Origin of the sequence: Cytobacillus sp. FSL R5-0569, assembly GCF_038007265.1 — a bacterium.
GTDB lineage: Bacteria > Bacillota > Bacilli > Bacillales > Cytobacillaceae > Cytobacillus > Cytobacillus kochii.
The window spans coordinates 1,101,502-1,124,839 of the sequence record NZ_JBBOWW010000001.1; the positions used below are offsets into that span (position 1 = coordinate 1,101,502).

A 23,338-nucleotide genomic window follows, 5' to 3' on the forward strand; every position below is an offset into this window, starting at 1 on the left:
TACTAGGTAAGATATAAAAAATGAGAGAGTTAAGAAGCTTGAAGAAAAAGGGATAATAGTTGGCTATAAAGCAATCATTAATCCAGAAAAAGTAGAATAACCCATAAGGGCTTTTATACTATACGACAATACCAAATGTGCACAATTTGTAGAGTTTTGCAAAAATCATTCTAGTGTTATTGAATGTCATCAACTGGCTGGATCATATAATTATTTAATTAAAGTTTTAACTGATTCTGTCCAATCTTTGGAAAAATTTATTGATGCTTCCATGTCATTTGGACAGACCTCCACATTGATTAGACTCTCTTCACCTGTTGAGAGTAGATTAATACAGTAAGACTTTTTGATGAGAAAAAGTGCTGTATTATTGATCATCTTTTCCAATGTATTTGTTTTGATTATGGATATATTACTAAAGGCTCTCGTAAGTCATCATTGCAAGGTCATATACTCTTGTATGGAGAATAAAAAGGGAATACAAAATTATATTAAAAATAGCAAATCTTATAAATGATATTGCCTTTTTAGCATTCCTTCTTCAGCTAACTTACTTTTTGTTCCATAAAAAACGAGGGCAACCCATAATTCCCCCAAGGCCCGTCCCATATAAAACTCTATGTTTACACTTTTTTGAAAGTCGAGAATAGATTACTATATTTATAAGATGGATAATTTGGCAAAAGAGGTGAAGTCCTGATGAAATTAAGGGAGCATAGAAGCTTTGTTCGTTTTTGGATTGCATCGACAACTTCAAGCTTTGGCACATATATTACAACTTTGGCTCTTCAGGTATTAGTGGTTAGTAATATGGGAGGCAGTGCTGTTGATGTTGGCTGGGTTTCAGCATCTAGATGGCTTCCGTATGTACTATTGGGATTAATAGCGGGGGTTTTGGTTGATCGTTTTCACCGAAAGACGGTATTGGTGGTAACAGATATAGGACGCGGCATGATTCTTACCTTCATTTGCTTTATGTCTATTACAGAAGTAATCAGTATTGGCTTACTCATGTTCCTGCTGGTGCTCTTTGGTACTTTGTCTCTTTTTAATGATTCTGCCTACCAGTCCTTTGTGCCACAATTAGTTCCTCGTCCTTTATTAACACGTGCAAATGCACGATTGGAACAAAGCTCAGCGGTTGCTGAAACGAGCGGTCCAGCCATTGGGGGCGGACTTGTCTCATTGATTGGCGCACCATTTGCCCTTCTTTTTGATGCCTTATCGTATTTGTTTTCGAGTGTATTAATAGCATCAATTAAACACCAGACCTCAAAAAAAGTGAAGACTGGATCACTTGGTCAGCAAATCAAGGAAGGTTTGCGATGGGTTTATCAACACCAATACCTTCGTCCTCTCGCTCTAAACACCCACGCCTGGTTTCTCTTTCATAGCATGACGATGACGATTCTAGTATCCATTTTTTTAATTGAACTTGGCTTCGATGCCTTACTCTTAGGGTATGTCCTTGCCGCTGCAGGTGTTGGTGCTGTCGCAGGAACCTCACTATCTTCTCGAGCCGGGGTGCGCTTTGGTATCGGACGTGCAATGGCTTTTTCTCGAATTCTCTATGGCCCAGCAGTGATCTTGATGGCTCTAGCTCCAGCAGCTAACAACTCCGATTCGTCGTACATAGCTCTCATGTTTGTGATTATAGGCCAGCTCTTTTATGGCTTTGCTATGGGAATTGAAGGTCCTCTTGAAATGGGATATCGACAATATGTCACGCCATCACATTTCCAAGGTCGTATGAATGCCACACTACGATCCATCAACCGTAGTGCAGTCGTTATTGGCGCTCCACTAGGAGGAACCCTCGCTGACGGACTAGGTTTCAAAACAGCTTTATGGATTTCGATAGGTGGCCTCATTTTATGCGGATTATGGTTTAGTCTTTCATCGATGCGAAAAGCTCGAATAGAAGACGCTGAAATCTAAAAAACTGCCGCGATAAATCTATAAATAATGCAAATACTACCTTATAGTACCGTGTTTAAAAATTTCTATAATTTAAAGGCATGAGAATTCTATTTTTAACTTGCTTATTTCTTATGTCATTTTAATAATTTCCAGTTGATACCAAAGTATTTCTACATAAAAGCAACAATCTTTACGATTTAAAAAAGCAGAAGGGATAAAAAAGTCAATGCTATTCTTAATCTATTCTGAGGTACTTCATGAATAAAAGGGAAGGAGTTTTTTAGGAGAGAAGAGAAGTAAAGTATTCAGGAAAAGTCTATTAAAAAGATAAGAACTGGCTTTAAGATTGTTTCGTGAAAGATGGTGTAAAGGAATGAGGTGGAAGCTTAGAATTCCTTTAATCTTATTGACGATGGGGCTAATGTCTAAACTCTATCAACTATTCATAAGTAATGGTTCCTTTTTCAATAGCTTACTCTATATCTTCTTAACAGGTGGAGTGATTTTTATATTGGAACGAACGGGCATTAACAATCAGAAGGTACATTTTTCATTTGGTGTGCTGATTATAATTGCCGGTATATTGGTAGATTATTTCTCATAATAAGATATGATTTTTAGTAAAACGAATTCTCGTACTAAGATGGAGGTGTTTCTAATGAGTTTAACGATTGATAGTAAGATTAATAATGTTTTTATTCATGTATCGAACTTAAAGTACTCAGCCACATGGTATGCGACTTTGATGGGGTTAACAATTAATCAGGAAAAAATTCAATCTCCTGTATTTAATTTACCTGTTACAGGTGAAACAGGATTGACCCTTGATGATCATACAAAAGACCCAAGCTTTGTTTTTAAACCGGCTTCACATGCGATGTTTAATTTGTACACCAGTGATATTGATAAGGCTTATCAATTTGTCATCTCAAATGATATAAAAATAGTAAAAGAAATGGAATGGGTAGGTGATTTGGCTTATTTCCTCATTGCTGACCCTGATGAAAATGTATTGATGCTATGCAATAAGTAAAAAATGAACCCAGTTCGCAAAAAAGAAGCGGACTGGGTTCATTTTTTTTATTTGGTTAGTGAATCTTGAGTTGTTTCTGTTGTTGCTCCTTCAAGAAACTTTAAAGCAGCTGTTCCTAGTGTTTTAGCTGCGATAAGAAGGGAGCGCTCATCAATATTAAATCGTGGGTGATGATGGGGATAGGTAATTTGCCAATTAGGATCCTGTGCCCCTGTAAAGAAGAATGCTCCTTTTACATGTTGGAGATAATAAGCGAAATCTTCTCCACCCATAAGCGGATCACATTCTACTACTTCTGTTACTTCTTCAATTTCCTTAGAGATATTCGCAATAAAAGTTGCCTCTTCTGCATGGTTAACAACAGCGGGGTAGCCCCGTTTGTATTGGTAGTCATAAGTTGCCCCAAATAGCTGGCATGTTGAACTTAAATAGTTATCAAGCTCTTTTTCTATTAAATCACGTGTATCCTCATCAAAGGTTCTTACTGTACCGATTAGTTTAGCTGTATCAGCAATGACATTAAAAGGGTTTAATGCCTCAAAATGACCAACTGAGACGACTGCTGGATGAAGAGGGTTCGCTCGGCGAGAAACAATTTGCTGTGCACTTGCGACAAATTGGGAGCCAACCATCACTGCATCTTTTGTTAAATGTGGTTCAGATCCATGACCACCTTGTCCTTGGATGAGAATATCGAATTGGTCTGCTGCAGCCATAATAGGTCCTTCTTTAACTTGTATCGTGCCAAGAGGGAAGGTTGACCAAATATGTGTGCCAAATATGGCGTCAACACCATCTAAGCAACCATCTTCAATCATAGAAATTGCACCACCAGGGGCAATTTCTTCAGCGAATTGGTGAATAAAAACAATTGTTCCTTCAATGTCTTCCTGGATTTTATTAAGTGCTTTAGCTAAAACGAGTAAAGTTGCTGTGTGTCCGTCATGGCCACAAGCATGCATCGCACCGTCGATTTTTGATTTATATGGAAGGTCATTTTCTTCTTGAATGGCTAATGCATCGAAATCAGCTCGAAGCGCAACTGTTTTACCTGGTTTTCCACCACGAAGCGTAGCCACAACACCCCTGCCACCAACACCGGTACGAACGTCATGACCGAGGTTTTCATGATAATCGGCTATATAAGCAGGTGTTTTCACTTCTTGATACGAGATTTCAGGATATTCATGTAGAAACCGGCGGATAGAAATCATTTCTTCTTCGTACTCTTTTAATAAAGCAAATAATTTTTCCATTATGTGAACGCCTCTTTTCAAAAAGATTTAAATAATTGAATAGTATAATTATAGGAAAATTGAGTCACCAGGTCCAACTGGTAATCCAAGAAGGTACCAAATGGAGAACAGAATAATCCATCCGATGGCAAAACAAATTGAGTAAGGTAATAGGGCAGAGATTAATGTTCCAATCCCAATTGATTTATCATGCTTTCTAGCGAAAGATAATAAAATAGCAAAGTAGGCGAGCATTGGCGTAATCGGGTTCGTTATGGAATCACCAATACGGTAAGCCATTTGTGTAAATGCTGGACTATAACCTAAATACATAAACATTGGTACAAAAATAGTGGCTAAAAGTGCCCATTTGGCTGATGCACTGGCAATTAAAAGATTAATAAATGCACAAATAATAATAAAACCAATTAACATTGGTAATCCTGTGAAATTCATTGCTTGTAAGAGCTCAGCGCCTTTAATAGCAAGAATAGGACCAATATTACTCCAATTAAAGAAAGCAATCATTTGCGCTGCGACAAATGCCAATACAATAAATGGAGCTAAATCAGCAATGGATTTGAACATTTTATCTGCGACATCTTTATCAGATTTGATCGTCTTTGCTCCGATGCCGAAAGCAATAGCTGGTAGTAAGAATAAGAATAGCATAATCGGTACAATACCTGACATAAATGGACTATTGATAAAAGAACCTGTTTCAGCATCTCTTAACCATCCATTTTCAGGAATAACAGCGATAAGTAAAATGGCGATATAAGCAAAAACTGTGATACCAGCCCATTTTAATCCCCGTTTTTCAGCGCTTGTAATTTCTGCAATCGCTTCTACTTTACCATCGTATTTACTAAATCGTGGTTCGACAAACTTAACGGTTACCCACGTAGCTAGTCCAACGAGTAGAAAGGTTGAGGCAATCAAGAAATAATAGTTCATTGTCGGATTACCGATATAATTAGGATCGACCATTTTTGCAGCTTGTTCGGTAATACCAGCTAACAATACATCAAGTGAATTTAGTAGAATATTAGCTGAAAAACCACCACCAACTGCAGCATACGTAGCAATTAAACCTACTAGCGGGCTTCTGCCGACACTCATAAAGATAAGTGCAGCAATAGGTGGGAATACAATAAATGCTGCATCAGCGGCTACTCCACCCACAATTGCTGTAAAAAGAACGACTGGAAGGATGAGCTTCTTAGGTGCACTTAAAACTGATTTTTTCATAACAAGTTGTATAAGACCAGTGGCTTCTGCAACGCCTACGCCAAGCATAGTGACAAGTACTAGTCCTAGTGGAGCGAAGGTGGTGAAATTGCTAACCATATTGGTGAGAATCTGTTCTATCCCTGCTCGGTTGAGAAGATTAATTACTTCTATCGGTTCTCCAGAACTAGGGTCAGTAGCAGAAACACCAATCTTAGCAAGTAAAAAAGATAAAATAAGTATCATACCTGACATGATTACAAATAGTGTGATAGGATCTGGTAATTTATTTCCTGCTCTTTCAATGCTATCGAGGAATCGATCAGTTAATTTCTTTTTAGCAGGTAAAGGTGCTTGTTGTTTTGGAATTGCGCTCATATATACCCTCCTTGTTGATTAACTTTTTTGAAAATTATAAGGGTATTACGAGGAAAAAACTATGTGATGAACTCTAAAAAAAATATATTTATTTAGATTATACTACAAAATTATACACTTTCTGATGATTAAAAGAAGTAGACAAACCTACATATATCATAGGAAGTATGTAATTTCTAACACTTTATCTCACTAATGAATTTAAGTGGTGAAAAATATAAGACTATGGAAATTAAATAGTAAGTAATAAGGGTTTTCTTGTGAAAATTGTAATAAATGGTTAGAAGTTGAAACTTTCACTTGTGGGATTCGTACATCATTATGATGGGAGGGTGTTTGATTAATGAGGTTGATCAAAAGAAAAAAGAGCAAAAAGAAGAAAGAATCCATTTGGGATGTTTTATTTGAAATCGTCTTGTGGATCCCTGAGATTCTATTATGGCCATTAAGAGCTTTATTTTTTCTTGGAAGGAAAACCTACCATTTCTTTATTTCTAATTAAGGAATAAGGTTCTTACTTCCCTTTCTTTCTTTTTTCTTATAATATGGTATTGGTGAAAAGAATAGGACATTGTTTACAGCATGATAAACAGTTTATAAATAAAAGGTAGGTATAGGATGGAACAATTGATATTAGATCTTGTAAATTGGTTTAAAGATTTATCATATATAGGTATTTTTCTTGCTCTTTGTATCGAATTTATTCCGGCTGAAGTTGTTTTACCATTGGCTGGTTTTTGGGTGTCTGAAGGAGACATGTTATTCTGGGGTGTAGTCATTGCCGGCTCTTTAGGTGGTGTTGTCGGCCCGCTTACATTATATGCAGTGGGTCGTTACGGTGGTAGACCTATATTAGAGAAGTACGGCAAGTATTTTTTTATGTCCCCAGAGAATTTAGAGAAAGCGGATGCGTTTTTTGCTAAACACGGGGCATTTGTTGCTTTTTCTGCTCGTTTTCTTCCAGGGGTGAGAACAGTGATTTCTGTCCCTTGTGGGATGGCAAAAATGAATCCTTGGGTTTTCTCACTATATACATTATTAGCGATGACCCCGATTACATTTTTTTATGTTTACTTAGGTGTACAATTAGGCGAAAATTGGTCAGATGTAAAACCAATACTAAACCAATATCTTGTTCCAATTGGTATAGTACTCGTTATTTTGTTTGTCATCTATTTGCTTATAAAAAGAAGGAAAAATCAAAAAGCAGAATCACTTTCAGATTTCTTAGGAAAAAAATAAAAATGAAAAGCCGTGACCTCACTGATAGATTAGTGAGGTCATGGCTTTTTTATTTTAATAGCAAAAATTCTCAAAATTTAAAAGTCGATCAGTTATTTGCAGAATGTGACCAATCAGATTAGCAGGCACACAAGGAAACAGATACAAGTAGTGAATACGCGCAGAAAACAAAAAGAGAAGGAAAAGAATTGCGCGCAAGTAACGTATACGCGCATAAATGATAAGGAAAGGGAGGGAATTGAGCGCAAGTAACGTATACGCGCACAAATGATAAGGAAAGGGAAGGGAAGGGAATTGCGCGCAAGTAGTGAATACGCGCACAAGACAAAAGAAAAAGGCAGAGAATTGCGCGCAAGTAGTGTACACGCGCACAATTCAAAAGAAAAAGGCAGAGAACTGTGCGCAAATTATGTAAACGCGCAAAAGACAGGCAGAGAACATGCACAAGTCGTGTTTATATGCCAAGATTACAAGCAAAGTAGAGGATGCTATGGGCATAAATAAAATGTATATCGATAGCTTGAGGTTTTTAAAAGGAGCTAGATCGACAGAAGGATTCTGTATAATTTATTTTTTTTTCCATAAGTAGTCGAACTTCACTTATCTTTCTTTCTTCTTTCTAAAAGAATCACATCTCTCCATCCGTTTACATGCTTGGCGATTTTCTCACGGATTCCTACTTGGCGAAATCCGTGTTTTTTATGTAAAGAGAGACTTGCATGGTTTTGTGGAAAGATACTGGCTTGCAATGTCCAGATTCCATGCTTCTCACTTTCAATGATTAAATTTGATAATAATATTGAGCCAATCCCTGTTCCTTGATATCCATTGAGAATATAAATACTTATTTCCGCAACGCCCTTATATACCTCTCTATTCGAATAAGGAGTGAGGGCAGCCCAGCCAACCACTTGCTGTCCATCTTTAGCAACTAAACGAGCATAAGGTAAATGTTTCTCATGCCAGTTATGCCAGTTTGGTGTTTCCTGCTCGAAAGTAGCTAAGCCGCTATCTATCCCTTGTTGGTAGATCTCTTTTACTGATTCCCAGTCTTCAACTACTAATGATTCGATTTTCATAGCTATTCCCTCCTCTATATCTCCTATTTTTAAAAAAAAGTCTTTTTATAAAAGGAGATAATTGTTAATAGTGTAATATCTCTTATAAGAAAAAGATATCAATCATTTCTAAGGAGGAGTATAAATGAGGAGTTATGTATCGAAAAGTAAGCGAGGTATTAATCGTGAATCTCTCCCGTTTAAATTGTACGAGAAGGCAAAGAAATTTGGTGTGTGGGACCCTCGTGACATTGACTTTAGTCAAGATAAGAAAGATTGGCACACTTTATCAAAAGAACAACAGGGTTCGATACTCAGACTAGTTGCCTTGTTCTATAGCGCTGAAGAGGCTGTAACAAAAGATATTCTGCCACTGATTTATGCGATATCAAAACAAGGTCAATTTGAAGAAGAAATGTATTTAACGACCTTTCTTTTTGAGGAAGCAAAACATACAGATTTCTTTCATTTGTTTTTAAAGGAAGTAGGTATAGAAAGAGATTTGAATAATTATCATTCAGAAGCATATTTAAATGTGTTTGATGAAATCCTTCCGCAAACGATGGAAAAGCTATTGGTAGATCAGACTCCACAAACAATAGCTGATGCAGCAGTTGTATACAATATGTTTGTTGAAGGTATATTGGCGGAAACAGGGTATTGGAATTTCTATGAAAACCTACAAGACTTAAAAAAACTACCAGGCTTACTTGAAGGGATATCTTATATTAAAAGAGATGAGTCGAGACATATTGGCTTCGGCACTTTTTTGCTACAACGTCTTATTACTGAAGATGACTCTATGTTTGATTATATTATGAATAAACTTCATCATCTCATGCCAATTGCCGAGGCAATTAATCAAATGCCTGAAGAAGTTAACCCATTTGGGGTGAAATTAGCAGATAGCCGAGCTTTTATGCTGAAGCAGTTACATGCAAGAATAGAAGTTTTACGTAGAGCGAAAGGTAAAACCTTAGAAGAAATTTATAAAATGGAACTTGTTGTAGAGTAGGATATGCTGTTCTTTTAAGCCGTTCATAAAGAATGGCTTTTTATTTTGAAAAGAGTAAATTCCTTCTTTATATTGAATTTAGTGACATGTTTTCTTAAGCTTGCTTTATATAAATAGAGGTTGGATATGAATGGATATGGATTGTTGAGTAGTGTTAGAATAAAGAATGAATCAATATAGAGAGGTCATTATGGATATATCTTACTTAGGATTAGCACTGGTAGAGTCATGGGGGATTGAAACGAGCACAAAATGGAAGATGGAGAATCCTGCTTTAGGACAATGTGGTGTCACAGCCTTAGTTGTTCAAGAATATTTAGGTGGAGAAATTGTGAAAACATTGATCGGCGAGATGTGGCATTTCTACAATAAAATAGGAGATAACTATATAGATTTTACAGTTAGCCAATTCGATCCTGCCATTGATTATAAGCCTGTTATTTCTAATAGACTGGAAGCATTTGAGGATACCAATATCAATCAGTATCGTTATTTAACAAAGGAATGAACAATCGACTTTATTACTACTTAGAGAGGTAGGAAGAAATGATGGTAGATAGCCTTATTTTTGATTTAGATGGCACGTTATGGGATTCTAGAAAAACAGTTGCTGATTCATGGAATATCGTTATTCGAAAAGATGCAGAAGTGAAGAAAGAATTAACAGTAGCAAATTTAAAAGCAACAATGGGGCTAAGAATGCATGAAATTATGGAAAGACTGTTCCCTTATTTAAGTAAGGAGAAAAGAGAATCATTATTAGAAGATCTTAGCAAAGAGGAACTAGAACACATCCGGAACTATGGAGGGACACTATACCCAAAAGTAGAGGAAACCTTGTCAGAGTTGGCTAAGACCTATCAATTGTTCATCGTAAGTAATTGCCAAGAAGGTTATATTGAAGCGTTCTACGAGGCACATGGATTGGAAAAATATTTTCAGGACTTTGAAAACCCAGGAAGAACTGGATTATCTAAAGGGGAAAATATACAACTCATTATAAAGAGAAACAATCTACAGTCTCCCATTTATATTGGCGATACAGATGGAGATAGAGAAGCTGCAAAATATGCCGGGATACCTTTTGTGTATGCGAGTTACGGTTTTGGAGAAGTGATAGACAAAAATCATATAATTGAACAATTTCAAGACCTACTACATATGAGGCTAGAGAGGGGATAGCTTATGAAAGCATTGGTCATATTATTCCCGGCATACGCTGATTTTGAAATTAGTCATAGTTTATTTTTACTTCGAAAAGTCGCAAAAATGGAAATTGTTACTACAACGGTTGATGGATCGCCAGTCACAAGTATTGGTGGTTTAAAAACAGCAATTGATGTCTCATTAGAAAATCTGAATATAAATGATTACCATTTTATTTTAATCCCCGGTGGTGATGGAATTGATAACGAGCTACTGAATAATAAATGGTTAATTCAGCAAATTCAATCAGCATTCCATTCACGTATTCCGATTGCATCTATCTGTGCATCGGCATTAATTCTCGGAAAAGCAGGTATATTGTCTGGTGAGCAATTCACTTGTTTAGCACATACTTATGATAAGTATCAATCACTCTTTGAACCAAGCTTCTATACAGGACAACCAATTGAAGTAAGTAATCGCATAATTACGGCTAAAGGAACATCCTTTGCTGCTTTTGCAATTGCCGCGCTTAAACTAACTGGTGTGGAACTCACTGACCAAGAGTGGGAAAAATGGCGCCAGTTTTGCATGATAACATAGTATTTATTTGATATGAAGTAAATCAGAAGAAACTAGTAATCACTTATATATTGGTTTTGAAAGAAAAAACACAAGGGGTGTGTTATTTTTGGATGAACGTAATGATTTAATTGGTGATATGTTAAAAAGCAAAAAATCTACGCCACTGCCAGGACAAGGTAAACCACTTCCTAAAGGCTATCTACAGAGGGATATTTTTCAAAACTTCCAAAAAGTTGCCAAGGATGCTGGTTACTTACCTCCATGGTTAACACTTCAAAAGGAAATCGCAGTGCTTGTACATCAAGCACAAAGTAAACAAGATATTGCCACCATTAATGAAAAAATTAAAAAATACAATTCGATTTGTCCACCACAAATGCAGCGCTACCCAATTAGTCTAGAGGGGCTAGAAAAAGCAAAAACACTATGGTGAAAAAAGTCCACTCGAACAGATTCTTATTCGTTTGATAGTCAGCCTGTTATACTTGCAAGAAAAGGAGGCGATCATTTTGAGTAAAATTATATTATTCGATGGGGAATGCAATTTTTGTGATCAGAGTGTGCAGTTTATATTGAAGAGGGACCATCAGGGTGATTTTTATTTTGCCTCCTTACAAGGTGAAAACGGGCAATCTCTATTAAGAAAACATGAAATAGATCCTGCAACTGATAGTTTTATATATATAGAAGATGATCGTGCCTATGATCAATCAACTGCTGCAATTAAAGTATTGCAACAATTAAGGGGAATGTGGAAACTAATAGCTGTCTTCCGTATCATTCCAAAACCGATCAGAGATAAGATGTATCAATTTATTGCTAAGCGGAGATATAAGTGGTTTGGTAAAAAGGAAAGTTGCCGTTTACCCTCACCGGAAATTCGAAAAAGATTTCTAGATTAATCTGATTGATTGGTAATCAAAAAAATAGGCATACATTTCATTTTAATAACATATATTGTGGTTTAGTTGTTAAAAGACACGGTCAATCTACAAAAAAAAAACAGAAGGTGTTCTTCTGTTTTTTTTAAGCAGTTGGTTTATTAAAATACTTTGTTGTAAAGGAAGTTAAAATTGCAAGAACTGTGTACAATACTGTCCAAATCATAAAGGTTCCATTATAGATTGTAAAGGAGAGTAAAGTAAAGATAATTGCTGTTAATAAAGGAACGAGATACATATTCCGTTTTTTCCAAGCCACAAGAATAGAAGCGGCTAATACAATAGTTGGATAGATAAGTATGGTTAATACGAGTGTCATTTTAAATCGCCTCCATTATCTCTATACCCGAAAAATAAAAAAAGAACCATTTTCGGTTCTTTAAAATTCTTTTTGGGAGATAGGAAGAAATAATTTAATACCCCTACGATTAAAAGGAAGGAGTTTGGAGTCAAGCGCAAGATGACTAATATATCCCGTCATACAAGCAATATAAGCTCCATTTATGCCCGTCGATAATTGAAAAAAATCAGCAATAAAATGAAAGAATACTACACCTAAAATAGAATGAGTGTAACTCCTGTGTGGGACAAATGATGCTATAAGAATATAGCAGCCCATGAGCATAAGCCAAACTTCTTGTAATAATATTCCGCACACAATGACTCCTATACCAGTAATGATAAGCATATGTCGCTGCTTTATATAGGAAGATAAAAGAAACATCGCAAGTCCAATCCCCATGCTTACCCATTGATCTAAGGCTGTAGCTTCATAAAAACTATAAAAAATAATTAACAATCCAATCATTTGCGCAGTTGCTTTAATAAATTTGTGAGAGAGGGTGATTTTATTTCTCAGTTTACCATCGATATCTAGATCTGGTAAAAGTGCAGATATTGTGCCAATACCAATAAGCGCTAATGTGGCCGATGGCGTTGCTTGGAGTGTATTTGCGGTCACAAAACCTGCAACAGCACCAATACTCGCATGAGCGGTACCATTCACTTTAATTCCACCTTTTTCTAAGTTGTCTTTTTCTATTCTACAATAAAACATCTGTTCTGTTTATGCTTTTTGCAGGAAAAATGTCAAATGAACAAGAATTTATGTTAAATACTTTAATTAATGGGAATCAACCTCTCTTTTTTTCATCTTTTAAAACAATTTTGCCATAAGGAAGGTTAGGTACGATCCTCTTTATGGGTAAATACATTAAAATAAGTGGAATAAAAGGTTATGGTCACAGTTTAAACGAATGACTATCGTTTTTATGTTTAAGATACAAAAAAGAGGAGAGGGACAATGAACTGGACACATCCATTTGCACTGGCAGTATTAGCTTTCTGGGCGTCTTATTTTATGAATGATTCATTAAGCATCTCTTTATTAGTGGCGTTGGGTGGATTCATCATCGGTTTGATATTCTCATTATTGATCTTTAAGAAGGCAAAAAGAAAACATATATGACAAGGAACTAAGAATTTATATTCCTATGAAGAGGGTGATGACGATACAAGCGGTTTTATTTGATTTTGACGGGACATTAGCTAATACATTGCCACTGTGCATTTATTCATTGCAAGAAGTGTTTCTTAAATTTGATCAGCGAGAATTAGCTGTGAAAGAAGCAAAAGAGTGGTTAGGAAATTCTGAAAAGAAGATTATAGAAGAGCATTTAATAAGCAATCAGAAATTAGACGCAATAGAATATTATTATAATGTTTATAAGAACAACCATTCAAGGCTAGTAGATAATAATAGAGAAATTGACCATTTATTGTCTTATTTGAAAGAGGAAGGAATTAAGCTGGCGATCGTTACGGGGAAAGGAAGAAGAAGTTTGCAGATTTCTTTAGAATGTCTGCATATGACAACCATTTTTGACTGTATAGTTACGGGAGATGATGTAGTGCAAGCAGAACCTGATCCAGAAGGTATCACTCTAGCCTTATCCATGTTAGATGTACCGGCATCCGAGGTGATTTTTTTAGGGGATAGCAATTGTGATATCGAAGCAGGGTTAAAGGCGAATATTTATACAGCGGGTGTGCATTGGCTACCTGATGGTAAGACAACTGAATTTAAGGTGATACCAGATTCAGCTTTTTTAACGGTGGATGAATTTTTAGAATTTTTAAAATTAGGTGCTTTACACGAGAGTTAACAAAATAAATAGATGAATAGGAGGTAAGGAAGCAATGAGTATTCAATATCCAATAGGCGAATTTTCTGTATGTGAAGAGGAAATTAATGAGAACAAGATTAATACTTGGATAATGGAAATAGAGAAATTTCCGCGCCTACTCCGTAAAGTTGTAGAAGAGCTTACTGAAGATGAACTAAATATACCCTATAGAACAGGGGGATGGACAGTGCGGCAGCTCATTCACCATTTAGCAGATAGCCATTTAAATGCTTATTTAAGGGTAAAGTTAGCGTTAACAGAAGAAAATCCGATGATCAAGGATTATCAACAAGATCAATGGGCACGTTTAGAAGACTATCATCTACCAATTGAAGTGTCTTTAAGTATGATAGAAACTGTTCATTTGCGTTGGACTGTTGTGCTAAAAAGTTTGTCTATTCATGATTGGGAGCGCACGTTTGTTCATCCTGAATCGGGACAAATTTCCATTGGGAAAGCAATTGGAATGTATGCATGGCATGGGCGCCATCACCTTGCTCATATTACGACTAAGCATAAAGGTGAGAAATGAATGAAGGATAAAAAATGGGGAGAATTTACGATTTCTCTTAATAAATCATATTTAGATAGAGAGTTAATTTATCAGTTTTTACATAATGAAGCGTATTGGTCAATCAATATTCCTAGAGATGTCGTGATGAAATCGATTGATGAAAGTAGGCTAGTTTTTGGGCTGTATAGAGGTAGGTTCGATGGTGATTTTGAGCAAGTAGGGTTTGCAAGAGCAGTCACAGATTTATCTACATTTGCTTATCTATGTGATGTTTTTATTTTACCTCAATACAGAGGAAAAGGCCTTTCGAAATGGTTGGTCGAAACAATCATTTGGCATCCAGATTTACATGATATTCGTAAATTTATGTTGGCAACAAAGGATGCCCATTCGTTGTACGAAAGATTTGGGTTTGAAACAGTTGAATCACCTGATTTGTTATTGCAAAGGGTAAGGAAAGTACCTTATTAATCGTTCTTTAGAAAGGTGTAATCGTTTGTGAAAAGGTTACTATTTACATGTTGAGATGCTTTTTTATACATTAACTAGTTCTTTTGGTATGGTAAATTACCATTATTATTAAAGCAATATTCTAAAAATATTGAATTATAAAGATGGAATCGATAAAATGTATAAATATAGAAATAGAAAAGGGGTGTCACATGAAAATGGAACTGATTAGACATACCATTCGTGCAAGAGAAACATATGAAGTGAAGATAGAGTCATCGTTATTATGGGAGTGTGCCCTCGGAATCGCAGCCGTGACAAATACGCGTTTAATTTCACATATGGAAAAGCCGATGGAGGAATGGGATAATATTAAAAAAAAATTATCAAACGAGCTCCTAAATGAACTAGATATCGTCCAAAAGCACAATACATGGAAGGCATTGCTACAATTATTACATCAAAAAGAATTTGATAGTTTACATATGTTTGTTGATTATATTAATCATTTATCAGATAGAACGTTACGCTTTATATGTTTACCTTATATCGGATCGGATTTCCAACAATTAAGGTGTGATGCTTCAACAACAGATGAAACAGCGATAAAAGATATGCAGGAAGTAACGGAAAATAATTCTTTCTTTCCAAAATATGTTGAATATATTAGCTCTTCAGATGCAGATTTTTTGAAAAGGCATTTGGTTACAGTAATGACAGGCTGGTATGAAGCAATTATCAAACCAGAAGAAAAGCAGCTACGAAACATTCTCGAAAAAGATAAAAAGCTAAAAGAGTCTATGTATAAAAAGATGACAGCTGAGGAATTAGTAGAATGGGCGACAGGAGGCATCATTTATCATCCCGAACCAAGTGTAAAGAATGTGATGCTCATTCCCCAATATACATACAGGCCGTGGAATATTGAAGCTGATATAGAAGAAACAAAAGTATTCTATTACTCAGTATCGGATGAGAGTATAAGAGATACGAAGCCCTATGCAGTTAATCCATCATTAGTTCTTAGATACAAGGCATTAGGCGATGAAACAAGAATGAGAATGGTGAAATTACTTTCTGAAGGCGAATGTAGTTTACAAGAAATAACGGAGCGGTTAGCACTTGGGAAAACAACAGCTCATCACCATTTAAAAATTTTAAAAACAGCAAAACTAGTCGATACTGAAACATCTAAATATAAATTAAAACAACAAGCACTCCATTGGATGAATGAGGAAATGGGCATCTATCTTTCACAATAATGTTGAAATCAGGTGAGGAACGATAATGATAAGGATAAAGATTAACAACGAGCTAGAATTGAAGGGTTTTATGTATGAAGAGGCGGATGAACTATTTGCGCTTATTAATGAGAATCGTACATACTTACGCGAATGGCTTCCATGGGTAGATGGAACAAAATCTGTTCAAGATTCAAAAGCGTTTATTGACCATACAGTTGAACAAATGGATCGAAATACTGGCTTAACCGTTGGTATTAGAGAAAACGGAAAGTTAATCGGCATCATTGGCTATAATAAGTTGAATCATGCCAATCGGATAGGTACAATCGGGTATTGGCTTTCACAGCAGGCAGAAGGTAAAGGTTTGATGACAAAAGCTGTGCAAGCGATGATTTCCTACGGATTTACTCAGCTTAATTTAAATAAAGTAGAAATTCATGCTGCAGTTAAAAATAGTAAAAGTCGTCGTATACCTGAAAAGCTTGGTTTTGTATATGAAGGAACGATTAGAGATGGCGAATGGCTCTATCATTATTATGTTGACACAGTTATTTATGGTTTGTTGAAAAGAGAATATAAGTGATGAGCTACCATTGATGCAAGAACAAATTCTATTTAAAAGAATTTGTTCTTTTCTTTATGAATAGAGTAGGAAAAAGGATTTACTTCTAGAATCTTATTAAAGATAGAAAGTGGGTGGAGGATGAGAGATGGAAATTAAAACAGAGGCAAAGAAAAATGTAAGATGGAAGCGCTTGCTACTATGGATGGGAGGGAGTCTTCTTGGGCTCATTCTACTTGTAATCATTGGCGCTTATTATTTCTTGAATCGCCCGTTACCTCAAGTTAATGGTGATATTCAACTGAAAGGGTTACAACAAGCTGTTGAGGTGGTCCGAGATGAAATGGGTGTTCCTCATATAGAAGCAACGAATGAGTATGACCTTTACTTTTCCCAAGGATATGTACAAGCGCAAGATCGTCTATTTCAAATGGACTTAAGTAGGCGGCAGGCATCTGGGAGATTAAGTGAAGTAATTGGTGAATCGACAGTAGATACAGATAAGTATTTCCGTACCTTGGGCTTAAGAAGAGCAGCAGAAGAATCAGTAGCTGAATATTCAGATGAGGGGATGCGGGTATTAAATGCATTTGCAGACGGAGTAAATGCCTATATAGAGGAATTACATACCACTGGAAAGTGGCCAATAGAATTTACGATACTTGGCTATAAACCGGAAGCATGGAAACCAATTGACTCATTAACAATTGGTAAGTATATGGCCTTTGATTTGGGCGGACATTGGAAAGATCAAGCTTTTAGACAGTATCTGTTGCAAACATTTCCTGAAGAAAAAGCGTATGATTTATTTCCGACCTATCCAGAAGAGGCACCAACTATTATTACTAAAGAACAATTAGATTTTTCAACCGCCTTTGCTCAAGCTGTTATCCCACATGAATTCAATGGGAGTAACAATTGGGTGGTAAGCGGAGATAAAACGGCAACTGGCAAAAGTCTTTTAGCAGATGATCCCCATTTAGGGTTGGCGACTCCTTCTGTATGGTATCAAATGCACTTACAGTCTGATGAAGTGAATGTAGGTGGAGTGATATTTGCCGGAGTCCCTGGAATTATTTTAGGACATAACGAAAACATCGCATGGGGTGTGACTAATACTGGTCCTGATGTGCAAGATCTTTATATTGAAAAAAGAAATCCAGAAGATCCTCACTTGTTTCTTTATAACGACAAATGGGAGAAGGCTCAAGTGATAGCTGAGCCTATAAAGGTAAAGGATAGTGAAACAATTGATTATGAAGTCATAGAGACAAGACATGGGCCTATTATTTCAGAGTTTGCCGCCGATGCTGCTACTAGTGAAACGGCACTTTCATTACAGTGGACAGCATTAGAGGCAACGACAGAACTAGAGGCGATTTTAAATATGAATCACGCTGAAAATTGGAAAGAATTCGAAGAGGCATTAGCAGCTTTTGAAGCACCAGCACAAAATTTTGTTTTTACAGATCGAGAAGGAAATATTGCTTATAAGGCGAATGGAAAAATTCCTATCAGGAAAAAAGGAAATGGCCTATTACCTGTACCGGGATGGACAGATGAGTATGCTTGGGAAGGTGCGATTCCTTATGACGAATTACCAACTATCGTCAATCCGGAAGAAGGTTTTATTTCTACAGCCAATAATAAGGTGGTAGGAGATGATTACCGTTATCATATCAGTCACAATTGGGCGCAACCATATAGACAAATGCGTATTCAAGAAGTATTAAGTGGAAGCAATAAATTAACTGCAGAAAATATGATGGAACTACAAATGGATGAAAAGAACCTTCAGGCAGAAGAATTTGTGCCTGTGATGCTTAAGCAATTAGCAAACGAAAAAGGTGAGAACATCCAATCAGCCCTTGACATCTTATCGAAATGGGACTATCAAGATCATCAAGATCTTGCTGCTCCTTATATTTTTAATCGCTGGATGGTTGAAATAGGAGAAGCATTATTTGAAGAGCAGATTCCAAAAGAAACGTTAGAATTATTTGGTGGTAAAAGATCGGCTGTTGATCAGCTTCTGCGTAATGCATTTGCAGGTAACCCGGGGCCATGGGTGAAGGATGTAGGGGGCATTAATGAATTATTAGTTGTATCGTTAACGGAAACACTTTCACAAATACAGGAAGATGAAGGCGGCGATATGGCAAATTGGAACTGGGGAGATTATCACCAAGTTTCCTTCACACACCCGTTATCTAGCGTAGCTCCTTTAAATTATTTATTTAATTATCAAGGTAGTATGGCAACAGGAGGAAGTGCTGTCACTGTTAAGGCAGCTGCATTTAAAAATGATGGGACGGTGAATCACGGAGCATCATGGCGATTTGTTATGGATATGAACAATCCAATGCAGGCTTATCATATCGTCGGTCCAGGTCAATCTGGGCATGTATCGAGTGACTGGTATCAAAATCAAATGGCGGATTGGGTAGAGGGAGATTATCATAAGACTACTTTAGGGGAGCCTGAAGGGAAGAGACTACTCTTAACACCAGAAGAATGATTATCTAGGATTTTTGAGTTGATAAGAAGAAGATAAATCCAACGCATTTTTTAATCGATTAAGATTTTACCCTTTTTAATATGTACGGACTAGAGAAAGGTGAATGAGAAGAGAAATAGCCAGCTAAAATAACTTTTTGGCTGGCTAAAAAATGTAATTAAATGATTACAAAAGAAAGCTTGCTATCCAAGAAATCAAAGGAATGGTTAAGATAGAAATTAACGTGCTATATACCGTTACCATAATGGCTTCGTTTTCTTCTTGTGTGTAGCGGGAAAATAATACTGAAGCCAGCATGAAGGTAGGCATACTTGTTAAAATAACTAATAAGAAAGTTAAATCTGTTTGTATTGACGTAAAACGTAAACAAATGATGGCGAAAAGTGGTAATATCAACAATTTCATTAATAAAGGAAACCATAAACCTTGAAAGTAAAACCGTCGTCCAACTTGAAAGAAAGTTGGAAGCAGAAAGCCTATATATAACATGGCTAATGGCGCAGCTAAGTTAGATAGCATTGAAGCCAGTTGCTTGAATATGATCGGTGCTTCCCAACCACTGATTACATATAACAACCCCAAACTAATGGCTAATAAAGGTATGTTTAATAAAGCTTTTAATTGTTTAAATTGGAATTTTTGATTGCTTTGTAATAAATAGATACCTAATGAAAAAAGAACGACATCTAACCCTGCATCAAATACAGCGGCTAATAATCCACCGAGAGGCCCAAATAATGTAGCACTAAGAGGGATGCCGATGAAACCTGTATTACCTAGGGCGGCGAGTAAAGCCAATTGTTTAGGCTGATTAAGGTGTAAAAGACGGCCTAGAACTAATGTAAGAATAATACCTCCAGCATTAAATACAATGGATATCCCGAATACGAGAAAGACTTGTTGGAAAATGACGTCCGTAATTTTAGTATTGAAAACACCATTCAATATAATAAAGGGAACAGCTAGATTTAAAATAATCATCATTAATATATTTTTCATTTCTGCTGTGATTGATATCTTTAAAGCGATTAGTGCTCCGAAAACAATGATTATACCCATTGTTGAAATCGCAAGAATAACAGAGGTGACTTCCATATGACACTCCTTTCAGTATAAATTATACTGAAAATTCTTATATTTTTATAGTTCATAAAAGCAGAAAACTATAAAAATATCATTGGACCATTTATACTTAACGACAATAAGAAAGGTGTGGGTAGCTATGGTTGCTAAAGTAGCGATAGTAACAGGAGCGAATTCAGGAATGGGCTTAGAAACGACAATCGGTCTTGTAAATAAAAATGTAAAAGTAATCATGCTCTGTAGAAGTAAAATAAGAGGTGAAGCCGCGCTACAAAAAGTGAAAGCCATTACAGGAAAAGAAAATGTAGATTTAATGCTCTGTGATTTAAGTTCTATCAAAAGCATCGATGATTTTGTGGCAACCTTTTTTAGTAAGTATCATCATTTAGATCTTTTAATCAATAATGCAGGTGTAGTGACAATAAAAAGGCAAGAAACAGTTGATGGATTTGAGATGATGTTAGGGGTAAACCATCTCGGTCATTTCCATTTAACCAAGCAATTATTAGCAGCTTTAAAGGCTTCGGCTACTGCAAGAATTGTCATTGTATCTTCCGGTGCTCATAAATGGGGGAAAATGGATTTTGCAGATCCGTTTTTTAAAAAGGGTTTTAATGTAGCAAAAGGTTATGGAAGATCGAAGCTAGCCAATTTATTATTTATGAAAGGTTTACATGAAAGATTAGCACACACAAATGTGACAGTGAATGCACTTCATCCAGGAGCTGTTGCAACAAACATAGGTGTGGATAGAGAAACAGGATTTGGTGGCAAAGTGGTAAAATTACTGGTGCCATTTTTTAAAACAGCAGAGCAAGGGGCGGAAACGGCCATCTATTTAGCCACGAGTCCGGATGTAGAAGGGATATCAGGTGAGTACTATATTGACAAGAAAAAAGCCCATGTCTCTAAAAGGGCGAGTGATCCCCAACTAATCGAGCACTTCTGGAGATGGAGCATAGAACAGACGACGCTTTAATGATGACATCTAATAAAAAAGTTAACAGTGGGGTGAAATTTGTCTTCAATAGGTGAAATTGAAGAAGTACACGGTATATTAGTTTTGGAATTAAAATAATATTGAGTGAATCCCTTGTAGGACAAGGAATCAGGGTTTAAACAAACGAATAAAACTAATTTGAATGGTTTCATGCTTTAAGGAACGGGAATGAGTGTGAAAGAACGGCAAAAGAGGGGATGTTGCTATGTCTGAAAAAGGAGATTTCATGCTGGCGCATAAACAAAAGTTGAGGAACAAATTTACGTTGATAAGCATTTAGAAGCCGTGATAAAAGCGATTGCCATGTATGAAGTAGAAATGAGTATAGGGTCAATGAAGCCAATTTGAGAAGTTAAAGGGAAGGGTGGAGGAAGAGTAATGAGTTTTAAAGCAATAGTTGTAGATAAAGATGATAAAGATTTTTCTATCCAGTTGCGTCAACTTGAGGTAAGGGATTTACCTGCAGGAGAAGTATTAATTCAAGTAAAATACTCCGGAGTAAATTATAAGGACAGTTTAGCTAGTATACCTAATGGAAATATCGTTAAAGACTATCCAATGGTACCGGGCATTGACTTAGCGGGCATCGTTGTTTCATCTCAACATCCTGATTTTTCCAAAGGTGATGAAGTCATTGCTACGAGTTATGAAATTGGTGTATCCAGATACGGGGGGTATAGTGAATATGCACAAGTACCTGCACAATGGGTACTGCCACTTCCAAAAGGACTTACATTAAAGAAGGCAATGACGATTGGCACAGCTGGATTAACAGCGGCTCTTTCCATATTAAAATTAGAACAGAATGGTCTAACTGAAAATAGTGGGAAGGTGTTAGTTACTGGGGCTACTGGTGGCGTTGGGAGTTTTGCCGTTGCCTTGTTAGCTAACCGTGGCTATGAGGTCGTTGCAAGCACTGGAAAGAAGAATGAACGTGATTACTTAATGAACTTAGGAGCTTCTTCAGTGATTACAAGGGAAGAAGTGTATGATGGGAAGATAAGCGCATTAAGCAAGCAAAAATGGATAGCAGCGGTTGATCCTGTCGGTGGAGAGCCATTGGCATCCTTGTTAAGCCAAATTCAATATGGGGGTGCCGTAGCGGTTAGTGGTTTAACTGCTGGAACGAATTTACCTACGACGGTTTTTCCTTTTATTTTACGTGGGGTGAGTCTCTTGGGAGTTGATTCCGTTTTTTGTCCAATGGAGATGAGGAAAGAAGCTTGGGAACTATTAGCGGAAGAAAGTGATAAACTTCCGTTTGATCAGTTTATTTTTCAAGAAGTTTCATTGAGTGAAGTTGAGCATGTCTTGCCATTGCTTTTAAAAGGAGAAACGAGAGGAAGAGTACTTGTACACATATAGTATCTACTCACAATAACTTATAAAAAGGCGGTCCTAATTTCTGATAGAATGGAGCGAAAGACATGCAGTTGAAAAGTAACCGTCTCGTCATTCGATCGTATATGTATGAAGATTACGAAGCTTGGATAGCGGGATTAAAGAACCGTTTAGTATCGCAATCACGTCATGATGAAGGACGCCCACAAGATTTACCTGCTTATACTAAAGAAAAATTCAAGAAGAAAATCGAGCAATGGAGCAAGCAAGATGATGCCTGGCAATTATCTGAGTTTGGTATATTTAGAGAAAATGATGGTGCACATATAGGAAAAATAGAATTGTATCGAACACAGAGGAATGGCAAGGAGTTAGTACTACTTGGTTATGCAATTCACAATCAATATTGGCGAAAAGGATATGGAAAAGAAAGCGTAGTAACAATCATACCTTTTATTTTTGAATATTTACAACCTGAAAGAATAGAATTACATATTGATAGTGATAACCTCGCCTCCATTCATTTAGCAGAATCTATTGGTTTTAAATATGAAGAGAAACAGTCTCAATTTTCATTTGATAGTGGAGAATGGAGCGAATTTTTTATCTATTATTTAGAGAAATAAGGAGAGGCCCCCGATTATGAAGGAGCCTCCC

The 23,338-nt window shown here is 36.4% G+C and carries 28 protein-coding genes; 22 read left to right on the top strand and 6 right to left on the bottom strand.

Annotated features, from left to right (window positions below):
* The first annotated feature begins 115 nt into the window (after positions 1–115).
* From MKX78_RS05785 to MKX78_RS05800, 4 genes are all read left to right on the top strand, one after another.
* Entirely contained in the window at positions 116–340 is a 225-nt protein-coding gene (locus MKX78_RS05785) for an Lrp/AsnC ligand binding domain-containing protein (RefSeq protein WP_445662671.1), read from the top strand.
* 359 nt (positions 341–699) lie between these two features.
* A complete protein-coding gene (locus MKX78_RS05790) occupies positions 700–1,938 on the top strand; it encodes an MFS transporter (protein WP_095370229.1) in 1,239 nt (412 codons plus the stop codon).
* A gap of 355 nt (positions 1,939–2,293) precedes the next feature.
* Positions 2,294–2,524, top strand: coding sequence for a hypothetical protein (locus tag MKX78_RS05795; RefSeq protein ID WP_341050198.1), 231 nt, complete (start codon positions 2,294–2,296; stop codon positions 2,522–2,524).
* A 54-nt stretch (positions 2,525–2,578) separates the two neighbouring features.
* Positions 2,579–2,953, top strand: a complete 375-nt coding sequence (locus MKX78_RS05800; protein ID WP_095370227.1) for a VOC family protein — start codon at positions 2,579–2,581, stop codon at positions 2,951–2,953.
* A 47-nt stretch (positions 2,954–3,000) separates the two neighbouring features.
* Here MKX78_RS05800 and MKX78_RS05805 read toward each other — a convergent pair whose 3' ends face one another.
* Positions 3,001–4,209 carry a M20 family metallopeptidase gene (locus MKX78_RS05805; protein ID WP_307318577.1) on the bottom strand — a complete coding sequence of 403 codons (1,209 nt, stop codon included), beginning with the start codon at positions 4,207–4,209 and terminating at the stop codon, positions 3,001–3,003.
* Positions 4,210–4,257: 48 nt separating this feature from the next.
* Positions 4,258–5,796: an AbgT family transporter gene (locus MKX78_RS05810; RefSeq protein WP_322909996.1), complete on the bottom strand. Its 1,539-nt coding sequence runs from the start codon at positions 5,794–5,796 to the stop codon at positions 4,258–4,260.
* A 618-nt stretch (positions 5,797–6,414) separates the two neighbouring features.
* Here MKX78_RS05810 and MKX78_RS05815 point away from each other — a divergent pair.
* Both MKX78_RS05815 and MKX78_RS05820 read left to right on the top strand, forming a co-directional pair.
* On the top strand, positions 6,415–7,038 hold the full coding sequence (locus tag MKX78_RS05815) for a DedA family protein (protein WP_251162903.1): 624 nt from the start codon (positions 6,415–6,417) through the stop codon (positions 7,036–7,038).
* Positions 7,039–7,332: 294 nt separating this feature from the next.
* Complete coding sequence (locus MKX78_RS05820; RefSeq protein ID WP_341050201.1) at positions 7,333–7,542, top strand: hypothetical protein; 210 nt, start codon at positions 7,333–7,335, stop codon at positions 7,540–7,542.
* A 92-nt stretch (positions 7,543–7,634) separates the two neighbouring features.
* Here MKX78_RS05820 and MKX78_RS05825 read toward each other — a convergent pair whose 3' ends face one another.
* Complete coding sequence (locus MKX78_RS05825; protein WP_341050203.1) at positions 7,635–8,117, bottom strand: GNAT family N-acetyltransferase; 483 nt, start codon at positions 8,115–8,117, stop codon at positions 7,635–7,637.
* Positions 8,118–8,241: 124 nt separating this feature from the next.
* On the opposite strand from MKX78_RS05825, the gene MKX78_RS05830 reads away from it, so the two are divergent.
* From MKX78_RS05830 to MKX78_RS05855, 6 genes are all read left to right on the top strand, one after another.
* Positions 8,242–9,111, top strand: coding sequence for a R2-like ligand-binding oxidase (locus MKX78_RS05830; RefSeq protein WP_341050205.1), 870 nt, complete (start codon positions 8,242–8,244; stop codon positions 9,109–9,111).
* Positions 9,112–9,301: 190 nt separating this feature from the next.
* Positions 9,302–9,619, top strand: coding sequence for a YunG family protein (locus MKX78_RS05835; RefSeq protein WP_341050207.1), 318 nt, complete (start codon positions 9,302–9,304; stop codon positions 9,617–9,619).
* A 38-nt stretch (positions 9,620–9,657) separates the two neighbouring features.
* Complete coding sequence (locus MKX78_RS05840) at positions 9,658–10,293, top strand: HAD family hydrolase (RefSeq protein ID WP_341050208.1); 636 nt, start codon at positions 9,658–9,660, stop codon at positions 10,291–10,293.
* 3 nt (positions 10,294–10,296) lie between these two features.
* On the top strand, positions 10,297–10,860 hold the full coding sequence (locus tag MKX78_RS05845; RefSeq protein WP_340978157.1) for a DJ-1/PfpI family protein: 564 nt from the start codon (positions 10,297–10,299) through the stop codon (positions 10,858–10,860).
* Positions 10,861–10,948: 88 nt separating this feature from the next.
* On the top strand, positions 10,949–11,275 hold the full coding sequence (locus tag MKX78_RS05850; RefSeq protein ID WP_095370218.1) for a DnaJ family domain-containing protein: 327 nt from the start codon (positions 10,949–10,951) through the stop codon (positions 11,273–11,275).
* 76 nt (positions 11,276–11,351) lie between these two features.
* Positions 11,352–11,744: a thiol-disulfide oxidoreductase DCC family protein gene (locus MKX78_RS05855; protein ID WP_328199601.1), complete on the top strand. Its 393-nt coding sequence runs from the start codon at positions 11,352–11,354 to the stop codon at positions 11,742–11,744.
* Between the two features lie 124 nt (positions 11,745–11,868).
* Here MKX78_RS05855 and MKX78_RS05860 read toward each other — a convergent pair whose 3' ends face one another.
* Both MKX78_RS05860 and MKX78_RS05865 read right to left on the bottom strand, forming a co-directional pair.
* A complete protein-coding gene (locus MKX78_RS05860) occupies positions 11,869–12,102 on the bottom strand; it encodes a DUF2651 family protein (protein WP_095370216.1) in 234 nt (77 codons plus the stop codon).
* Between the two features lie 60 nt (positions 12,103–12,162).
* Positions 12,163–12,789 (bottom strand): metal-dependent hydrolase, encoded by a 627-nt coding sequence (locus tag MKX78_RS05865; RefSeq protein WP_322910002.1) that lies wholly within the window; start codon positions 12,787–12,789, stop codon positions 12,163–12,165.
* A 297-nt stretch (positions 12,790–13,086) separates the two neighbouring features.
* Between MKX78_RS05865 and MKX78_RS05870 the strand changes: the two genes are divergently transcribed.
* The 7 genes from MKX78_RS05870 to MKX78_RS05900 all read left to right on the top strand — a co-directional run bounded on the left by MKX78_RS05870 (position 13,087) and on the right by MKX78_RS05900 (position 19,257).
* Entirely contained in the window at positions 13,087–13,251 is a 165-nt protein-coding gene (locus MKX78_RS05870; protein WP_157733768.1) for a hypothetical protein, read from the top strand.
* A gap of 37 nt (positions 13,252–13,288) precedes the next feature.
* Positions 13,289–13,948: an HAD family hydrolase gene (locus MKX78_RS05875; protein WP_095370214.1), complete on the top strand. Its 660-nt coding sequence runs from the start codon at positions 13,289–13,291 to the stop codon at positions 13,946–13,948.
* Positions 13,949–13,982: 34 nt separating this feature from the next.
* Positions 13,983–14,501 (top strand): YfiT family bacillithiol transferase, encoded by a 519-nt coding sequence (locus MKX78_RS05880; protein WP_095370213.1) that lies wholly within the window; start codon positions 13,983–13,985, stop codon positions 14,499–14,501.
* Positions 14,502–14,954 carry a GNAT family N-acetyltransferase gene (locus tag MKX78_RS05885; RefSeq protein WP_341050209.1) on the top strand — a complete coding sequence of 151 codons (453 nt, stop codon included), beginning with the start codon at positions 14,502–14,504 and terminating at the stop codon, positions 14,952–14,954.
* A 197-nt stretch (positions 14,955–15,151) separates the two neighbouring features.
* Entirely contained in the window at positions 15,152–16,195 is a 1,044-nt protein-coding gene (locus tag MKX78_RS05890) for an ArsR/SmtB family transcription factor (protein WP_095373511.1), read from the top strand.
* A gap of 25 nt (positions 16,196–16,220) precedes the next feature.
* The gene (locus MKX78_RS05895) at positions 16,221–16,760 is read left to right on the top strand and encodes a GNAT family N-acetyltransferase (RefSeq protein ID WP_341050212.1); all 540 of its coding nucleotides are present in this window, start codon (positions 16,221–16,223) and stop codon (positions 16,758–16,760) included.
* A 127-nt stretch (positions 16,761–16,887) separates the two neighbouring features.
* Positions 16,888–19,257 (top strand): penicillin acylase family protein, encoded by a 2,370-nt coding sequence (locus MKX78_RS05900; RefSeq protein ID WP_095370210.1) that lies wholly within the window; start codon positions 16,888–16,890, stop codon positions 19,255–19,257.
* Between the two features lie 165 nt (positions 19,258–19,422).
* Here MKX78_RS05900 and MKX78_RS05905 read toward each other — a convergent pair whose 3' ends face one another.
* Complete coding sequence (locus tag MKX78_RS05905; RefSeq protein WP_191815574.1) at positions 19,423–20,352, bottom strand: AEC family transporter; 930 nt, start codon at positions 20,350–20,352, stop codon at positions 19,423–19,425.
* Between the two features lie 127 nt (positions 20,353–20,479).
* On the opposite strand from MKX78_RS05905, the gene MKX78_RS05910 reads away from it, so the two are divergent.
* The 3 genes from MKX78_RS05910 (at position 20,480) to MKX78_RS05920 (ending at position 23,307) form a co-directional block, all read left to right on the top strand.
* Positions 20,480–21,319, top strand: a complete 840-nt coding sequence (locus MKX78_RS05910) for an SDR family oxidoreductase (RefSeq protein WP_307319312.1) — start codon at positions 20,480–20,482, stop codon at positions 21,317–21,319.
* Positions 21,320–21,718: 399 nt separating this feature from the next.
* Positions 21,719–22,705, top strand: a complete 987-nt coding sequence (locus MKX78_RS05915; protein WP_095370208.1) for an acrylyl-CoA reductase family protein — start codon at positions 21,719–21,721, stop codon at positions 22,703–22,705.
* Positions 22,706–22,767: 62 nt separating this feature from the next.
* Complete coding sequence (locus tag MKX78_RS05920; protein WP_095370207.1) at positions 22,768–23,307, top strand: GNAT family N-acetyltransferase; 540 nt, start codon at positions 22,768–22,770, stop codon at positions 23,305–23,307.
* Positions 23,308–23,338: the final 31 nt, after the last annotated feature.

What these genes read in the sequence shown, in the direction of transcription:
- MKX78_RS05885 (WP_341050209.1), top strand. Translation starts at nt 14,502, where the DNA reads ATGAAGGATAAAAAATGGGGAGAATTTACGATTTCTCTTAATAAATCA.
- MKX78_RS05875 (WP_095370214.1), top strand. Translation starts at nt 13,289, where the DNA reads ATGACGATACAAGCGGTTTTATTTGATTTTGACGGGACATTAGCTAAT.
- MKX78_RS05795 (WP_341050198.1), top strand. Translation starts at nt 2,294, where the DNA reads ATGAGGTGGAAGCTTAGAATTCCTTTAATCTTATTGACGATGGGGCTA.
- MKX78_RS05880 (WP_095370213.1), top strand. Translation starts at nt 13,983, where the DNA reads ATGAGTATTCAATATCCAATAGGCGAATTTTCTGTATGTGAAGAGGAA.
- MKX78_RS05860 (WP_095370216.1), bottom strand. Translation starts at nt 12,102, where the DNA reads ATGACACTCGTATTAACCATACTTATCTATCCAACTATTGTATTAGCC.
- MKX78_RS05910 (WP_307319312.1), top strand. Translation starts at nt 20,480, where the DNA reads ATGGTTGCTAAAGTAGCGATAGTAACAGGAGCGAATTCAGGAATGGGC.
- MKX78_RS05815 (WP_251162903.1), top strand. Translation starts at nt 6,415, where the DNA reads ATGGAACAATTGATATTAGATCTTGTAAATTGGTTTAAAGATTTATCA.
- MKX78_RS05915 (WP_095370208.1), top strand. Translation starts at nt 21,719, where the DNA reads ATGAGTTTTAAAGCAATAGTTGTAGATAAAGATGATAAAGATTTTTCT.
- MKX78_RS05830 (WP_341050205.1), top strand. Translation starts at nt 8,242, where the DNA reads ATGAGGAGTTATGTATCGAAAAGTAAGCGAGGTATTAATCGTGAATCT.
- MKX78_RS05920 (WP_095370207.1), top strand. Translation starts at nt 22,768, where the DNA reads ATGCAGTTGAAAAGTAACCGTCTCGTCATTCGATCGTATATGTATGAA.
- MKX78_RS05805 (WP_307318577.1), bottom strand. Translation starts at nt 4,209, where the DNA reads ATGGAAAAATTATTTGCTTTATTAAAAGAGTACGAAGAAGAAATGATT.
- MKX78_RS05825 (WP_341050203.1), bottom strand. Translation starts at nt 8,117, where the DNA reads ATGAAAATCGAATCATTAGTAGTTGAAGACTGGGAATCAGTAAAAGAG.
- MKX78_RS05845 (WP_340978157.1), top strand. Translation starts at nt 10,297, where the DNA reads ATGAAAGCATTGGTCATATTATTCCCGGCATACGCTGATTTTGAAATT.
- MKX78_RS05895 (WP_341050212.1), top strand. Translation starts at nt 16,221, where the DNA reads ATGATAAGGATAAAGATTAACAACGAGCTAGAATTGAAGGGTTTTATG.
- MKX78_RS05840 (WP_341050208.1), top strand. Translation starts at nt 9,658, where the DNA reads ATGATGGTAGATAGCCTTATTTTTGATTTAGATGGCACGTTATGGGAT.
- MKX78_RS05790 (WP_095370229.1), top strand. Translation starts at nt 700, where the DNA reads ATGAAATTAAGGGAGCATAGAAGCTTTGTTCGTTTTTGGATTGCATCG.
- MKX78_RS05835 (WP_341050207.1), top strand. Translation starts at nt 9,302, where the DNA reads ATGGATATATCTTACTTAGGATTAGCACTGGTAGAGTCATGGGGGATT.
- MKX78_RS05890 (WP_095373511.1), top strand. Translation starts at nt 15,152, where the DNA reads ATGGAACTGATTAGACATACCATTCGTGCAAGAGAAACATATGAAGTG.
- MKX78_RS05900 (WP_095370210.1), top strand. Translation starts at nt 16,888, where the DNA reads ATGGAAATTAAAACAGAGGCAAAGAAAAATGTAAGATGGAAGCGCTTG.
- MKX78_RS05810 (WP_322909996.1), bottom strand. Translation starts at nt 5,796, where the DNA reads ATGAGCGCAATTCCAAAACAACAAGCACCTTTACCTGCTAAAAAGAAA.
- MKX78_RS05800 (WP_095370227.1), top strand. Translation starts at nt 2,579, where the DNA reads ATGAGTTTAACGATTGATAGTAAGATTAATAATGTTTTTATTCATGTA.
- MKX78_RS05905 (WP_191815574.1), bottom strand. Translation starts at nt 20,352, where the DNA reads ATGGAAGTCACCTCTGTTATTCTTGCGATTTCAACAATGGGTATAATC.
- MKX78_RS05870 (WP_157733768.1), top strand. Translation starts at nt 13,087, where the DNA reads ATGAACTGGACACATCCATTTGCACTGGCAGTATTAGCTTTCTGGGCG.